Origin of the sequence: Micromonospora inositola (genome assembly GCF_900090285.1) — a bacterium.
Taxonomy (GTDB): Bacteria; Actinomycetota; Actinomycetes; order Mycobacteriales; family Micromonosporaceae; genus Micromonospora; species Micromonospora inositola.
In genome coordinates this window covers 746,793-759,712 of record NZ_LT607754.1, presented here as the reverse complement: position 1 = coordinate 759,712, position 12,920 = coordinate 746,793, and the positions used below count along the sequence as shown (strand labels likewise).

At 70.7% G+C, this 12,920-nt stretch carries 16 protein-coding genes; 9 read left to right on the top strand and 7 right to left on the bottom strand.

Annotated elements, in window-relative coordinates; genetic code table 11:
* Positions 1 to 6: 6 nt before the first annotated feature.
* From GA0070613_RS03570 to GA0070613_RS03560, 3 genes are read right to left on the bottom strand one after another with little or no spacing between them, the layout of a single operon-like run.
* Complete coding sequence (locus tag GA0070613_RS03570) at positions 7 to 828, bottom strand: ABC transporter permease (RefSeq protein ID WP_089010977.1); 822 nt, start codon at positions 826 to 828, stop codon at positions 7 to 9.
* Complete coding sequence (locus GA0070613_RS03565; RefSeq protein ID WP_089015722.1) at positions 825 to 1,820, bottom strand: ATP-binding cassette domain-containing protein; 996 nt, start codon at positions 1,818 to 1,820, stop codon at positions 825 to 827. The genes GA0070613_RS03570 and GA0070613_RS03565 overlap by 4 nt, the downstream gene beginning before the upstream one ends.
* Positions 1,817 to 2,119: a hypothetical protein gene (locus GA0070613_RS03560; protein WP_157746263.1), complete on the bottom strand. Its 303-nt coding sequence runs from the start codon at positions 2,117 to 2,119 to the stop codon at positions 1,817 to 1,819. Before GA0070613_RS03560 ends, GA0070613_RS03565 begins: the two co-directional genes overlap by 4 nt.
* A 59-nt stretch (positions 2,120 to 2,178) precedes the next feature.
* Between GA0070613_RS03560 and GA0070613_RS03555 the strand changes: the two genes are divergently transcribed.
* Complete coding sequence (locus GA0070613_RS03555; RefSeq protein WP_089010975.1) at positions 2,179 to 2,808, top strand: TetR/AcrR family transcriptional regulator; 630 nt, start codon at positions 2,179 to 2,181, stop codon at positions 2,806 to 2,808.
* A gap of 69 nt (positions 2,809 to 2,877) precedes the next feature.
* Here GA0070613_RS03555 and GA0070613_RS03550 read toward each other — a convergent pair whose 3' ends face one another.
* Genes GA0070613_RS03550 through GA0070613_RS03540 form a run of 3 tightly spaced genes read right to left on the bottom strand, consistent with a single transcriptional unit; the run spans position 2,878 to position 4,486 of the window.
* A complete protein-coding gene (locus GA0070613_RS03550) occupies positions 2,878 to 3,843 on the bottom strand; it encodes an NAD(P)-dependent alcohol dehydrogenase (protein ID WP_089010974.1) in 966 nt (321 codons plus the stop codon).
* Complete coding sequence (locus tag GA0070613_RS03545) at positions 3,840 to 4,064, bottom strand: helix-turn-helix transcriptional regulator (protein ID WP_089010973.1); 225 nt, start codon at positions 4,062 to 4,064, stop codon at positions 3,840 to 3,842. The genes GA0070613_RS03550 and GA0070613_RS03545 overlap by 4 nt, the downstream gene beginning before the upstream one ends.
* Entirely contained in the window at positions 4,058 to 4,486 is a 429-nt protein-coding gene (locus GA0070613_RS03540) for a hypothetical protein (protein WP_089015721.1), read from the bottom strand. Before GA0070613_RS03540 ends, GA0070613_RS03545 begins: the two co-directional genes overlap by 7 nt.
* 172 nt (positions 4,487 to 4,658) lie before the next feature.
* Here GA0070613_RS03540 and GA0070613_RS03535 point away from each other — a divergent pair, with 172 nt between their 5' ends.
* The 6 genes from GA0070613_RS03535 (at position 4,659) to GA0070613_RS03510 (ending at position 10,230) form a co-directional block, all read left to right on the top strand.
* Positions 4,659 to 6,053: a hypothetical protein gene (locus GA0070613_RS03535; RefSeq protein WP_157746262.1), complete on the top strand. Its 1,395-nt coding sequence runs from the start codon at positions 4,659 to 4,661 to the stop codon at positions 6,051 to 6,053.
* A 9-nt stretch (positions 6,054 to 6,062) separates the two neighbouring features.
* Positions 6,063 to 7,331 carry an RNA polymerase sigma factor gene (locus GA0070613_RS03530; RefSeq protein ID WP_089010971.1) on the top strand — a complete coding sequence of 423 codons (1,269 nt, stop codon included), beginning with the start codon at positions 6,063 to 6,065 and terminating at the stop codon, positions 7,329 to 7,331.
* Positions 7,332 to 7,398: 67 nt separating this feature from the next.
* A complete protein-coding gene (locus GA0070613_RS03525; RefSeq protein WP_089015720.1) occupies positions 7,399 to 8,061 on the top strand; it encodes a DUF998 domain-containing protein in 663 nt (220 codons plus the stop codon).
* Between the two features lies 1 nt (position 8,062).
* Positions 8,063 to 8,422: a YciI family protein gene (locus GA0070613_RS03520; RefSeq protein ID WP_089010970.1), complete on the top strand. Its 360-nt coding sequence runs from the start codon at positions 8,063 to 8,065 to the stop codon at positions 8,420 to 8,422.
* Positions 8,423 to 8,501: 79 nt separating this feature from the next.
* Positions 8,502 to 9,341: a PPOX class F420-dependent oxidoreductase gene (locus GA0070613_RS03515; protein WP_089010969.1), complete on the top strand. Its 840-nt coding sequence runs from the start codon at positions 8,502 to 8,504 to the stop codon at positions 9,339 to 9,341.
* Positions 9,342 to 9,423: 82 nt separating this feature from the next.
* On the top strand, positions 9,424 to 10,230 hold the full coding sequence (locus tag GA0070613_RS03510; protein ID WP_089010968.1) for a hypothetical protein: 807 nt from the start codon (positions 9,424 to 9,426) through the stop codon (positions 10,228 to 10,230).
* 9 nt (positions 10,231 to 10,239) lie between these two features.
* Here the strand turns inward: GA0070613_RS03510 and GA0070613_RS03505 are convergent, their stop codons facing one another.
* Positions 10,240 to 10,593, bottom strand: coding sequence for a nitroreductase/quinone reductase family protein (locus tag GA0070613_RS03505; protein ID WP_089010967.1), 354 nt, complete (start codon positions 10,591 to 10,593; stop codon positions 10,240 to 10,242).
* Between the two features lie 369 nt (positions 10,594 to 10,962).
* On the opposite strand from GA0070613_RS03505, the gene GA0070613_RS03500 reads away from it, so the two are divergent.
* Both GA0070613_RS03500 and GA0070613_RS03495 read left to right on the top strand, forming a co-directional pair.
* Positions 10,963 to 12,144 (top strand): L-histidine N(alpha)-methyltransferase, encoded by a 1,182-nt coding sequence (locus tag GA0070613_RS03500; RefSeq protein WP_089010966.1) that lies wholly within the window; start codon positions 10,963 to 10,965, stop codon positions 12,142 to 12,144.
* An 86-nt stretch (positions 12,145 to 12,230) separates the two neighbouring features.
* Complete coding sequence (locus GA0070613_RS03495; protein ID WP_231929655.1) at positions 12,231 to 12,827, top strand: hypothetical protein; 597 nt, start codon at positions 12,231 to 12,233, stop codon at positions 12,825 to 12,827.
* The last annotated feature ends 93 nt before the right edge of the window (positions 12,828 to 12,920 follow it).

Sequence of the window (12,920 nt, the reverse complement as noted above, 5' to 3'; positions counted from 1 at the left end):
TGTAGGTCATCTGTTGCGGAGCAGGCGCACCGACAGCGGCCCGAAGACCGCCGTCAGGACGGCGCAGGCGGCCAGGATCCACCCGATCTCGCGGCCGGGCATGGTGCCCGCCATGAGTTCCCGGGCCGCCGTCACCAGGTGGGTGATCGGGTTGACGTCGACGAAGGTGCGCAGCCATCCGGGCAGGGTCGCCGGGGCGATGAAGATGTTGCTGAAGAAGGCCAGCGGGTACAGCACCGCCTGGGTCACGCCGAGCACGGCACCCGGCGACCTCATGGCCAGCGCCAGCGCCGTCCAGACCCAGGACAGGCTGACGCTGAAGGCCACGACGAGCAGCACTGCGGCGGCCACGCCGACGACGTTGCCGTGCGGGCGGAAACCGAGCGTGAGCCCGAGCCCCACGACCACCGTCGAGGCGAACGCGTACCGCACCACGTCGCCGAGGAGGGCCCCGACGAGCAGGGCGGCGGGCCGGATCGACAGCGTACGGAACCGGTCGAACACGCCGCTCGCGATGTCGATGCTCAGCGCGGCGCCGGTCGTGCCGGTGGTCACCAGGAGCGTCATGACGAGAATCCCCGGGACCAGGTAGCCGACGTACTTCCCCGTCGATCCGCCGATCGCGCCGCCGAACAGGTACGTGAACATCAGGGTGAACACGACCGGGTGGACGGCGACGTCGAAGAGTTGGACGGGGGTACGCCTGATCTTCAGCAGGGCTCGCCGGCCGAACGTCAGGCAGGCGGTCAGGGTGCCGGGCCGGGTAGGGCGCGGGCGCGCGGTGAGCACCGCGCGTGACGGGCGGGCGCCGGTGTCGAGCGTCGTCATTCGGCCTTCTCCTTCAGCGCGGCGTCCGCAGTGGCCGGACGGCCGGTCAGGGCGAGGAACACCTCGTCCAGGCTCGGCTGTCCGAGGGCGAACTCGGTGACCGTGACCCGGGCCCGCGACAGTTCGGCCAGCGCGTGGGTCGCAGCCTCGGCGTCGGCGAGTCCGCCGGCCGGTACCTGCCCGGTCAGGACGGCTGGATCGGGGTCGAGGGCCACGGGCCCGTGGAGCGCCTGCCTCAGCACCCGCTCGGCGGTGGGCCGATCGTGCGGGTCGGCCAGCCGGACGTGCAGCGCGCCGCCGCCGACCGATGCCTTGAGTTGGCTGCTGGCGCCCTCAGCGATGAGGGTGCCGTGGTCGATGACGGCGATGCGGTCGGCGAGTTGGTCCGCCTCGTCGAGGTACTGAGTGGTCAGCAGGACCGTGGCGCCGTCGGCGACGAGGGCCCGGACGATGCTCCACACGTCGTTGCGGCTGCGCGGGTCCAGCCCGGTGGTGGGTTCGTCCAGGAACAGCAGGTCGGGTGTGACGATGAGGCCGGCGGCGATGTCCAGCCGGCGTCGCATGCCGCCGGAGTACGTCTTGACCAGCCGGCCGGCCGCCCCGGTCAGGGAGAAGGCCTCCAACAACTCGTCGGCTCGGGTCGCCGCGCCGGCCCGGGAGTGGCCGTGCAGTCGGCCGAGCAGGGCGAGGTTCTCCCGCGCGGTGAGGCCGTCGTCGAGCGAGGCGTACTGTCCGGTCAGGCTGATCCGGTCGCGTACCGCGGTGGCGTGGCGGACCACGTCGTGGCCGAAGACCCGGGCGGTGCCCGCGTCGGGGCGCAGGAGCGTGGCCAGCATGCGGATCGTGGTCGTCTTGCCGGCACCGTTGGGGCCGAGGAACCCGTACACCGAGCCGGCGGGGATGCTCAGGTCGATGCCGTCGACGGCTCTTGTCGGGCCGAACGTCTTCACCAGGCCGGAGGCTTCGACGGCCAGGTGGCTGGAGCGGGTCATCCGGCCCACACATCCTCGTCGACCACGTCGCCCTGCTCGGCGCTGACATCGCGGGCGACGGCGAACGCCGCGGTTGCCTCCGACAGGCGCGGCGCGCCGTCGAGGGCCGCGCGCAGGGTCTCGTGCGAATCCCACCGCCACATGTCCACCCAGGTCCGCTCATCGACGCGGATCAGTCGGGTCTCGGTCGGGCCGGCGAACGCCGCCCGGAGCGCTTCGAGGAGCTGCCTGCGCCGCTCGAGCACGGTGTCGGCCTCGGCGGGGTCGGCCGTGAACCGCGTCGTCCGGATGAGAGCCATCTCGATCACCTTCTCTGGAGTTCGTTTTTAGAGTTGGCCTCTAGTGTTACAGTATAGAGATGCAACTGGTCAAGAGCACCGGCAAGAAGGGCGAGAAGTCGCGGCAGACCCGGCGACGGATCCTGCAGGCCGCGTACGAACTGTTCGTCGATCAGGGCTACGGAGCGACGACGCTGCAGGGCGTCGCCGAGCGGGCCGGGGTCGCCGTGCAGACCATCTACTTCGCCTTCGGCAACAAGCCTTCTCTGCTCAAGGAGCTGGTTGACGTCACCATCGCCGGCGACGACGAGCCGATCCCCACGATGCAGCGGGTCTGGTTCCTCGACGCTCTCGCGGCCGACACCGCCGAGGCGCAGCTGCGGGCGCACGTGCGAGGCACCTGCGACATGCTCCAGCGGGTAGCGCCGATCATGGACGTCCTGCGCGCCGCCGGCACGCAGGATCCGAGCCTGGCCAGCATGTGGCAGCAGGACACCGATCCGCGCCTCGAAGTCCACACCGCCGCGGCCCGGAGCCTGGTGGCGAAGCCCGGCGCCAAGCCGGGCCTGTCCGTCGAACACGCCGCCGACGTGCTCTTCGGCCTGCTCAGCCCGGAGCTGTATCTCCTGTTCGTCCGCGACCGGGGGTGGGCCCCGGATCGCTGGGAGCAATGGGTCTACGACACGTTGCACGCGCAGCTCTGCGACTAGGACCGGCCGACGAGGCCGGCAGGCGCTTGATCTTGGGCGCTCGACGGGACCCGAACTTCTGATTCGTGGTCAGAGGGCGATGACCACCTTGCCGGTCGCGTGGCCACCCTCGACGTGCCGGATCGATTCGGCCGTCTCGGCCAGCGGAAAGGTGCGGTCGACCACCGGCCGCAGCCGCCCGGCCTCGATCAGCCCAGTCAGCGCCACCAGGTTCGCGGTGCTCTCCTTCGCCACCAGCGGCACCAGCCGCTGACCGACGAGGGGTGACAGCGCCAATGCCCGCAACTGCCGGTCGAAGCCCTGCAACCACTTCCCGTCGCTGGCCTCCCCGCCGACCAGGACGAGGGACCCCTTCGGCGTGAGCGCCCGGCGCAGCCGGGACAGCGGCCGGTTGCCGGCGGTGTCGATGACCACGTCGTACCGGTGGTCGGGGAAATCTGCACGGGTGTAGTCGATGACCTCGGTGGCGCCGAGGGAGCGGACCAGGTCGAGCTTGCCCGGCCCGCAGACACCGGTCACCCGCGCGCCTGCGGCGACGGCGAGCTGGACGGCGTACGAGCCGACGCCGCCGCCGGCGCCGATGACGAGGATCCGGTGCCCGGGGCGGACCCGGGCGGCGTCGCGGACGGCGGCCAGGGCGGTCTGCCCGGAGACCGGGACGGCCGCGGCCTGGACGAAGCTGAGGTTGGCGGGTTTGCGGGCGAGCCGATCGGCGGGCGCGAGCGCGTACTCGGCGAAGCTGCCGGCGCCGGTGCCGAAGACCTCGTCGCCGGGGGCGAACCCGGTGACGCCCGGCCCGACGGCGGCGACCACGCCGGCCAGGTCGAGGCCGGGGACGCGGCGGCGGGGTCGGCGCAGCCCGTAGCCGAGGCGCACCGCGTACGGCAGGCCGGTCATCAGGTGCCAGACGCCGGGGTCGACGCCGGCGGCGCGGACTCCGACGAGCACCTGACCGGCGCCGGGAACCGGCTCCTCGACGTCGGCGAGGCGCAGCACGTCGGCCGGGCCGTACCGGTGCTGGACGATGGCCCTCACGATTCCTCCCGCGGGTACTGGAACACGTCGGTCAGCGGCACGCCGAAGACGGCCGCGATCTGGAAGGCCATCTCCAGCGAGGGCGAGTAGCGGCCCTGCTCGATGGCGATGACGGTCTGTCGGGTGACGCCTACCCGGCGGGCGAGCTCGGCCTGGGTCATCTCGTCGTGGGCGAAGCGCAGCGCCCGGATGGTGTTGGTGATCCGGGTGGGCTTCACCACGACTGGAAGCCCCGCCGGTAGGCGACGATCTTCGCGACCGAGCCGACCACCGCGGACAGCACGAAGCACAGGTAGATGACGTTGGCGATCCAGAACTGGTCCCACTCGGCGAGCGCCATCGCGAGGGCGGCCACCCCGCCGACGATCACGAAGGACTGGCCGATGTATTCGCCGAGCCGGTGGATCTCCCGGTCCCGCTGGTCCTTCTCGTTGGCCCCCTCGGGCGAGACGATCGACACCAGGATGTTCAGCGCGATCGAGGCGGCGATCGCCGCGGCCACCGTGGCCAGCAGGGGGCTGGCGTAGGAGACGCCCGCGAGCGGCTCACCGTCCGCGCGGCCGAGGACCACCATCGCGTACGCGGCATAGCCCGCGACCGCCACCAGCGCCATGATCCAGGCGCGCTTCTCCTCGAAGGCCACGACCACTCCCCATGTAAAGAATCCTTGACACGGTGAATGTAAAGCCCGGCGGACATGGTGTCAAGAACTCTTTACGTACGCTCCGTGATGCTCACCCTGCGGCGTGTCCTGTGGCCGCCTCAGCGGTTGTACCGGATGCCACCGAAGGATCCTCATGAAAGGCGGGGCCGGAATGACCCATGTGGACAGCACCGGTGCCGGTTGGCGGGCCCGCTGGGCCAGGCGGGAGAACGCCCGGCGGCGACGTGCCCACGAGGACGCCGTCGAGGCCTGGTGCCTGCGGGGCGTACGCCTGCAACGCCTGCGGGCCGCCGCCGAGGACCGCCCGACGATCCGGCCGGCCGTGCCCGTGGACCTGGCCGATGACGAGACCGTTGTCGCCGTCCAGCCGTCGACCGGGCTGGTCACGGTGCCGCGACACGCGGACCTGCCCCTACCCGACCTGTCGGCGATCGCGGTCGCACACCCGGAATCCGCACCTCGGTTGCCGGAGGGCGGCCGGGTGACCGACGCCGGCACGGCGGTGGTCACCGACCGCCGGATCGTCCTGGTGAGTCGAAAGAGGACCCACGAATGGCCGTACGCCGAGCTGAGCGGTTTCACCCACCACCCGGCGGTGCCGGCCACCCTGTTGCACGGGCCCACCGGTGCGCTGGTGGCCGGCCTCCGCGTGCCCCGGGGCGCCGCGGCCCGGTTTCGGCTGCGCCTGACCCTCGCGTACGCCGATGCCACCGGGCAGCGCGACGCCGTGCTCGCCCGGCTCGATCAGGCGGTGGCCGCCAACCGACGGTCACAGCCGGCGGCGCCGATACTGGTCAGCGCCACGCAGGCGCCCGGGAACGCCCGCCTCACCCGACGCGCGGTCGCCGCCGCCGCGGCGGCACTCGTCGCCCTGGTGGCGCTCGCCGCCACGGCCGACTCGGACCCGACCGGCCGCCCACCCACCGCCCTCCCCACCGGCGGCGGCGTCGTCGTGCCCGCCACCGCCACCCCGGGCGCCGACACCGGCATCGGGCCGGAGGCCAGCAGCGCCCCCGCGGACGTGCCGGGCGGGCCCGCGCCGCGCCCGGAGCCGGCGGGCATCGCCGCCGGCGGCCCCATGCCTCCGCCGGCCGATCGGCGCGTCCAGCTCCCCTCGGACCTTGCCACCGGCCAGGCGCCGCAGACCGGGCACGTCCCCACCCCGGGCCCGGTCGATCCGAGCAGGACGCCCTCGCCGACCCCCGCTCCGACGACGACCTCGCCGACCCCGACTCCGACCTCCTCCGACCGGTGCGGAGCGCCGGAGAATCCGTTCGGCTACACCTACTGCGGCGGCTCGCTGATCCTCGAGCCGGCGGTCGACGTGTGCCGCTACTTCGTCTGCGTGGATGGATTCTGGGCGGGCCAGGGCTACCTGGTGCGGTGCGGGGACGGGACCGTGGGCATGGTGGGCGGGCGGTACGGCACCTGTCCCGACCGGAAGGGCAGGAAGCAGCCGGTCTACGGGCCGGCGCCGCACGGTGGCCGGGCCGCGGCGGCACCCGCCAGCGTGGTCCTTGTCCCTGCGCCGCGCGACCTGCTCTGATGGGTGGCCATGGGGGAGTCGGAGGCGCACCGCACCGTCGAGGCGGTGTGGCGGATCGAGTCAGGGCGGGTGATCGCCGGCCTGGCCGCGCTGGTGCGCGACGTCGGGCAGGCCGAGGAACTGGCCCAGGACGCACTGGTCGCCGCGCTCGAGACGTGGCCGCGCGAGGGCGTACCGGCAAACCCGGGCGCGTGGCTGATGACCGTCGCCAAGCGCCGGGCGATCGACGCGCTGCGCCGCCGGCAGACCCAGGAACGTAAGGTCGCCGAACTCGGCCGTGACCTGGGCACCGAGGAGTTCACCCCCGACTTCGACGCCGCGTTCGAGGAACGCATCGAGGACGACCTGCTCCGGCTGATCTTCGTCGCCTGCCACCCGGTCCTCTCGCCGATCGCCCGGGCCGCGCTCACCCTCCGGCTGGTCGGCGGCCTCACCACCGCCGAGATCGCCCGCGCCTTCCTCACCACCGAGGCCACCGTCGGCCAGCGGATCACCCGCGCCAAGCAGACCCTCACCACCGCCCGGGTGCCGTTCGAGGTCCCCGGCCCCGCCGAACGCGCCGAACGGATCGACTCCGTGCTGGAGGTCATCTACCTGATCTTCAACGAGGGCTACTCGGCCACCGCCGGCGACGACTGGATGCGCCCGGCGCTCAGCCAGGAGGCGCTGCGCCTGGCCCGCATCCTCCAGGGGCTGATGCCCGACGAGCCCGAGGTGCACGGGCTGGCCGCGCTGCTGGAGATCCAGGCCTCCCGCACCGCCGCCCGCACCGGCCCCGACGGGGAGCCCGTCCTCCTCAACGACCAGGACCGCAGCCGCTGGGACCAGCTGCTCATCCGCCGCGGGCTCGCCGCCCTCGACCGGGCCCGGGCGCTCGGCGGCACCCCCGGCCCGTACGCCCTCCAGGCCGAGATCGCCGCCTGCCACGCGCGGGCGCGTACCCCCGACCGGACCGACTGGGCACGGATCGCCGCGCTCTACGCGGACCTGGCCCGGGCCGTGCCCTCGCCCGTGGTCGAACTCAACCGGGCCGTCGCGGTCTCCTTCGCCGACGGACCCGCCGCCGGCCTGGAACTGGCCCGCGCCCTGACCGAGGAGCCGGCGCTCGCCAACTACCACCTGCTGCCCAGCGTGCTCGGCGACCTGCTCGCCAAACTCGGCCGCCACGACGAGGCCCGCGCCGAGTTCGAGCGCGCCGCTTCCCTCACGGGCAACGCGCGGGAGCGGGCGTTGCTGCTGGATCGCGCCGCCGCCAGCACGGGCCTGAAAAAATCTTGAGAGGTGATGTCGGATCCGAGCCGACCCGATCGACGCGTCAGTGAGAGCCGATGACGAGGAGATCGAGATGACCAGTACGACGATGCCGCGGGCCGGGATGACCGACAGGATGTCCACCCGGACCCTGCTCGCCGCCGGGATCGCCACCGGGCCGTTCTTCGGGGTGGTGGCGACGGCCCAGGTGCTCACCCGGGACGGGTTCGACCTGAGCCGGCAGCCGCTCAGCCTGCTCGCCCTCGGCGAGCACGGCTGGATCCAGGTCGCCAACTTCGTACTCACCGGGTTGCTGGCGCTCGCCGGCGCCGCCGGGATGCGACGGGCGCTGCGCGGGACGGCCGCCGGGACGTGGGGCCCGGCGCTGGTGGCGGTCTTCGGCGTCGGCCTGATCGTCGCCGCGGCGATGCCCTCCGACCCCAGCATGGGCTGGCCGGCCGGCGCGCCCGAAGGCTCGCCCGACTCGCTGAGCTGGCACGCCATCGGTCACGGCGTCGGGGCCATGCTGGCCTTCGGATCGCTCACCATCGCCTGCCTGGTCTTCGCCCGCCGGTACCTGCGCACCGGGCGGCGCGGCTGGGCGGTGTTCTCCCTGGCCTGCGCCCTGGCGACCGTCGTCGTCATGGCCTGGCCCGACCAGGACAGCATCAGCGTCCGGCTGGCGCTGGGCTCGGTCTTCATCTTCGGGTGGCTCACCGCGGTGTCCGCCCACACCTTGAATGAGAGGAACCACTGAGATGCGCTACATGGTGATGCACAAGCTGGACGAGGACGTGCCCGGCAACTTCGACCCGAGCCCGGAGTTCATGAAGACGATGGGCGCCTTCATGGAGGAGGTCGTCCAGGCCGGCGTGCTGCTCGCCGCCGAAGGGCTCTGCGCCAGCAAGGAGGAGGCGGCCCGGATCACCGTCAGCAACGGCAAGAAGACCGTCACCGACGGGCCGTTCACCGAGACCAAGGAACTCATCGCCGGGTTCGCCCTGCTCGACGTGCGGTCCCGGGACGAGGCGGTGGAGTGGGGCAAGCGATTCACCGACGTCTTCGTGCAGCACGGGATCGACGTCGAGGTGGACGTGCGGCGGGTCTACGAGGGCTGACGCCTTCTACTGTGGGGAGCCGGCGCTTCGGGGCCGGCTCCCCGTGTCACATCGTCCGGTGGTGGCCCGTCAGGCGGGCATGAGAAGCATCGTGCGGGTCCTGGTCGCGCTGCTCGGTCTGGCGGCGATGGTCGTCGGGGTGTGGGCGCTGGTGGCGCCTGCCTCGTTCAGCTCGGCGGTCGACTTTCCGCCCAGCGAGCACTTCGTGCACGACGTGGGGGCGTTCCAGCTCGGCATCGGGGCGACCCTGCTGCTGGCCCTCATCTGGTCCGACGCACTCGCGGTGGCGCTGGCCGGCTACCTGGTCGGCGGGGCGGCGCACACGGTGTCGCACGCGATCGACGGTGAGGTCGGCGGCAGCGCCGTGCAGACCTGGCTGGTGCTGCTGTTGGCCGTGCTGGCCCTGGTCGCGCTGGTGTATCGGCTGCGGGAGCTGGGGTGGGTGGTCGGCTATGTCTCGCCCTCCGCTGCCTCCTTCTGGACTGGCTTTGTGCGGCAGAAGACGGTGGTGTTGACGACGTACAAGCGGGACGGGACGCCGGTGCCCACGGCCGTGAGCATCGCGGTGGAGGGGGATCGGGCGTACGTGCGCAGCTTCGAGAAGGCGTGGAAGACGGTACGGCTGCGGAACGACCCACGGGTGACCGTGGCGCCGTCGACGGCGCTCGGCAAGTCGACCGGGGCCGCCGTGGAGGCGGTGGGGCGGCGGCTGAGCGGGGCGGAATACCGGGCGGCCGGTCGGGCGCTGCGGCGCAAGCATCCGGTGCTGCACGGGGTGCTGGTGCCGCTGACGCACCGCCTCGGCCGCCGCCGGACCGGCCGTACGGTGCACTTCGAGCTGACGACGCTCGATCGAGGAGGTGCAACCGTGGCGACCGGAGAAACGTCACAGAGGTGTGAGGACACCCGGGTGGAGTGAGCGTCGCTTACTGCCGTGGATCACCGCCGCGGCACTGCTCGTCGGCTGCGGGTCCGCGGGGAGCGGCCCAGCAGCCGACGAGGTGGAGGGCCTGCGCCAGCAGGCGTCCGACGCGCTGGCCCGGTACGAGGCAGCGGTTCGGGCGGTGGCCGGCCCGCCGCGGTTCGTCCCGGTGGGCGAGCTGACCCGTCAGATCGGCGACTGGGAGCCGGCGAACGGAGACCACAAGCAGGCGCTGGGAGCCGGTCGGATCGAGGCCATCGTGACGCTGCCGGGACGGTCCGAAACGAGCGGGAAGGTCGTCTGGGCTGACGGCACCAGCGACGACCTGCCGCTCGTCTCGGCGGATGCGGCGTTGGCGCAGATCCAGCAGACGCGCCCCGGCGAGTGCCCCGACTGTGTGCCGCTGAAGGTCACCGGTGCTCGGCTGACGACCATGACGATCGCGACCACCCGCGGCATGGTGACCGCCCCCGCCTGGGAGTACACCCTCAGCGGCACCGCCGTGCGGGTGGCCCGGCTGGCCGTCGACCCCTCCGCCATCGTGCGGGTGACGCCACCGCCCTGGGACGACGACCACCCCCACGCCGGGCTGGCGATCGAATCGGCGGCCACCACGACCAACGGCCTCGAGTTGACCGTCACCTTCACCGGAGCGCCCGGCCCGGGGAGCGAGCCGTGCGGCATCGACTACGGCGCCGAGGCGGCCGAGTCGGACCAGGCGGTCGTCGTGATCATCATCGCGTACCCGCACGGGGGCGGCGGCGAGGCGTGCCCGTCCATCGGAGCGGAACGCACGGCCACGGTCGAACTCGCGCGACCGCTGGGGGAGCGGGCGGTCCTGGAGGTGCAGCAGGGTCTGCCGGTCGCGATAACGATCACCGGCTGACCCGACTGGCTAGGTGAGTGAGACCTGGACGGCGACGTCGTGCTTCGGGTAGTGCTGGTCCACCTGATCCGAGCCGTACTTCTCGCGGAACATCTCCACCACGTGGTTGACCCGGTCCGCGTCCGTGATCGGCGTGGCGGTCGTGCTCACCGCCGTCCCGTTGGCGGCCAGCTGCACCATCGGTGTCTGCCGTACGTTCTTGTACCAGTCGCTGTCCGACCCGGTTACCGGGACCAGGAAGGCGCTCTCCTCCTCCTGGACGAACCACACCGGGTGGGTGATCTGCCGTCCGGTCTTCCGGCCGGTCACGGTCAGCTCGATCTCGCTGACGCCCTCAAGCGCATCCCTGACGGCCTTGGTCACGGTGTCCTCCGTCAACGTCTCGAAGTGCTCCCGCCTGCCAGGCTATGGACGTTCGCGCCTGCCCGGTGCGCGATCCGCGAATCAGGTCAGTCCCGAGCCTCCTCGAGCAGGCGCTGACCGTTGCGCTGCACCGTCCACTGTTCCGCCGGCGGCGGGGAGGGCATCTGCCAGGTGGGCCTGAGGAGCTGTACGCCGTGCGATGCCTGCACGGACTCCTGGACAGGCGCAATTGCAAACAAAAGGTCCCCTGCGCCGGTCCTACGTCCTTGAAAGCCGCATCAAAGCGGGTACCTTCAAAGACTTCAATGCTGTTAAAGTGGGCGAGCGGAACATGGGGACGGTCCGACCTCGCCCGGGGGATGGCTCATCGTGGATCAGCAGGCCAGGGAGCAGATAAAACTTCTGCGCAGACTCGAGAAAGTGATATCAGAAACCGAGTTCTCGTGGTCGCTGTGCCTGGTCGGTGAAGACCAGTCCCGGAAGCTCAACGAACTGGCCAACGAGCTTCAGCGTCCCTTCTCGTCAACTGGCGACGAGAAAAGGATTGTGTCCGGTTATTCGTACTGGGGAATCGAGCCGGCGGTCAACTGGCAGCGGGCCTGCACCGACCCCAATTATCCCGTCATGAGAGACGGGATCGAGACCTTCAGCCGGCGTTGGCGGAGCCTGCATTCCCGGCACAATGGCCAGCCCTATCACTACATCAGCCTGGGCCCCGGGACGGGGGAGAAGGACGCCGTGGTTCTGGCCGATCTCCAGCCGCTGAACCCGGAAATGTACTACGTGCCCGTCGACATGAGCGCGGAGATGCTACGTCTCGGCTTGAAGCCGATGAAATCCCTGCCCTTTTTCATGCAGTTCCGGAACCAGCTGCTTCCGGTGCAACTCGACTTCTCGGTCGAAGAGAACGTGGCCGAGCTGAACGAGTTGCGTGACCGGCTGATGGGGGACGAGCCGGTGCTGTTCTCTCTGCTCGGTAACACGATGGCCAACTTCGACGACGACGTCGACCTGGTCGAGCGGCTGAGCAAGCAACTGCTACGCCCGCAGGACAGGCTGCTGGTGGAGGTCGCCACAGCGTCTCATCTCGACGACCGGATGGCGCAGCAGGCAGCCCGGGAGTATGAGACCAGTTGGGTGTTCCGCGAGTTCGTCATAAGCGCGTTGCACCAGAACACCGACCTCTCGATCAATATGAACCATGTGCGATTCGAGGGAGTGGTCGAAGAGGGTCGCTCGCTGCTCATCAAGGTGATCTACTGCAACAAATCGGTCGAAGATCTGAAGATCGTGCTTCCGAACCGCAGTGAGGTCCATTTTCCGAGCGGGGACACCATTCGCCTCCACATCACGCGAAAATACCAGTTGAAGGCCCTGGAGGCTGCGTTGGTCAAGGCGGGCCTTTTCGTGGAGAATGAGGCCTACACGCAGTTCCAGGCCTACGAGAGAGTCCGTCGGTTCGGCATGGATCTCATGCTCCTCTCGAACAGCGATGCTGGCAACGGCCCCGACACGGCCGCACGAGACGTGTTCCGCCGCGTAGGGAAATGATGAGTGGGCCGGTGCGGCCTCGAGTTGAGGTGCGGTTGCGCCGCGTGCCCCTGCCGTCGTGGGTGAAGACGCCACGCACATGGATCATGGCGGTCACGGCCGGCAGCCTGGCGGTGGCTTTCGTCGTCAGTGCTGCCTGGTGGCGCCGGTCATCCGGCCCGTCGCGCTTCGAGCCGGCGGTGCAGGTCATGGGTCTGCTCGCGGGCATAACAGGCATCGTCGCCGAGCGATGGGCGGCGAATCGTGAGAGGCGTGCGGAGGCCCTCCAGGCCATCGGCGACGAGTTGCAGGCCAACAGGAAGATCCTCACCTCTCCGCCCTTTGCCATGGGAACCAACCCGCCAGCTCGTCGGCAGGTCTACCCACGGATGAACCTGTCGGCGGTGAATGCTGCGCTGTCCTCGGCCGTGCTGTCCCCAGGGCGCGATGAAACGTTTGCCAGCCTGCTCCATGAATGGCGGAACGAAGCGGAGATATTCAATCACCAACTCTCCCTCGCTGAGATACTGGCGTTCACCAACGGATCTGATGACGTGCTCCGTCACCTTTACCAGGGACTGCACAGCGCCGACGGTCCACTGGAACGTATGCAAGACCAACTCAAAGTCCTCTTGGCCACGTCTCCGCTCGCTACGGCCAGCCTCAGACCGCACAACGCCAGGGAAGCGGGCAGGGCCCGATAGGTACCTGCCCGCCGCCGGATGCCCTGCCAGCGCTGGGACGCCGGCCGCACCTCCGTGGTACGCCTGGCGCCCGTGCCGACTCCCGCGGGGTTT

Bases quoted from the DNA above. Each gene is read 5' to 3' on its own strand.
- GA0070613_RS03520 (WP_089010970.1), top strand. From the start codon at position 8,063: ATGCGCTACATGGTGATGCACAAGCTGGACGAGGACGTGCCCGGCAAC.
- GA0070613_RS03560 (WP_157746263.1), bottom strand. From the start codon at position 2,119: ATGGCTCTCATCCGGACGACGCGGTTCACGGCCGACCCCGCCGAGGCC.
- GA0070613_RS03565 (WP_089015722.1), bottom strand. From the start codon at position 1,820: ATGACCCGCTCCAGCCACCTGGCCGTCGAAGCCTCCGGCCTGGTGAAG.
- GA0070613_RS03535 (WP_157746262.1), top strand. From the start codon at position 4,659: ATGACCCATGTGGACAGCACCGGTGCCGGTTGGCGGGCCCGCTGGGCC.
- GA0070613_RS03515 (WP_089010969.1), top strand. From the start codon at position 8,502: ATGAGAAGCATCGTGCGGGTCCTGGTCGCGCTGCTCGGTCTGGCGGCG.
- GA0070613_RS03495 (WP_231929655.1), top strand. From the start codon at position 12,231: ATGGCGGTCACGGCCGGCAGCCTGGCGGTGGCTTTCGTCGTCAGTGCT.
- GA0070613_RS03570 (WP_089010977.1), bottom strand. From the start codon at position 828: ATGACGACGCTCGACACCGGCGCCCGCCCGTCACGCGCGGTGCTCACC.
- GA0070613_RS03555 (WP_089010975.1), top strand. From the start codon at position 2,179: ATGCAACTGGTCAAGAGCACCGGCAAGAAGGGCGAGAAGTCGCGGCAG.
- GA0070613_RS03530 (WP_089010971.1), top strand. From the start codon at position 6,063: ATGGGGGAGTCGGAGGCGCACCGCACCGTCGAGGCGGTGTGGCGGATC.
- GA0070613_RS03525 (WP_089015720.1), top strand. From the start codon at position 7,399: ATGACCAGTACGACGATGCCGCGGGCCGGGATGACCGACAGGATGTCC.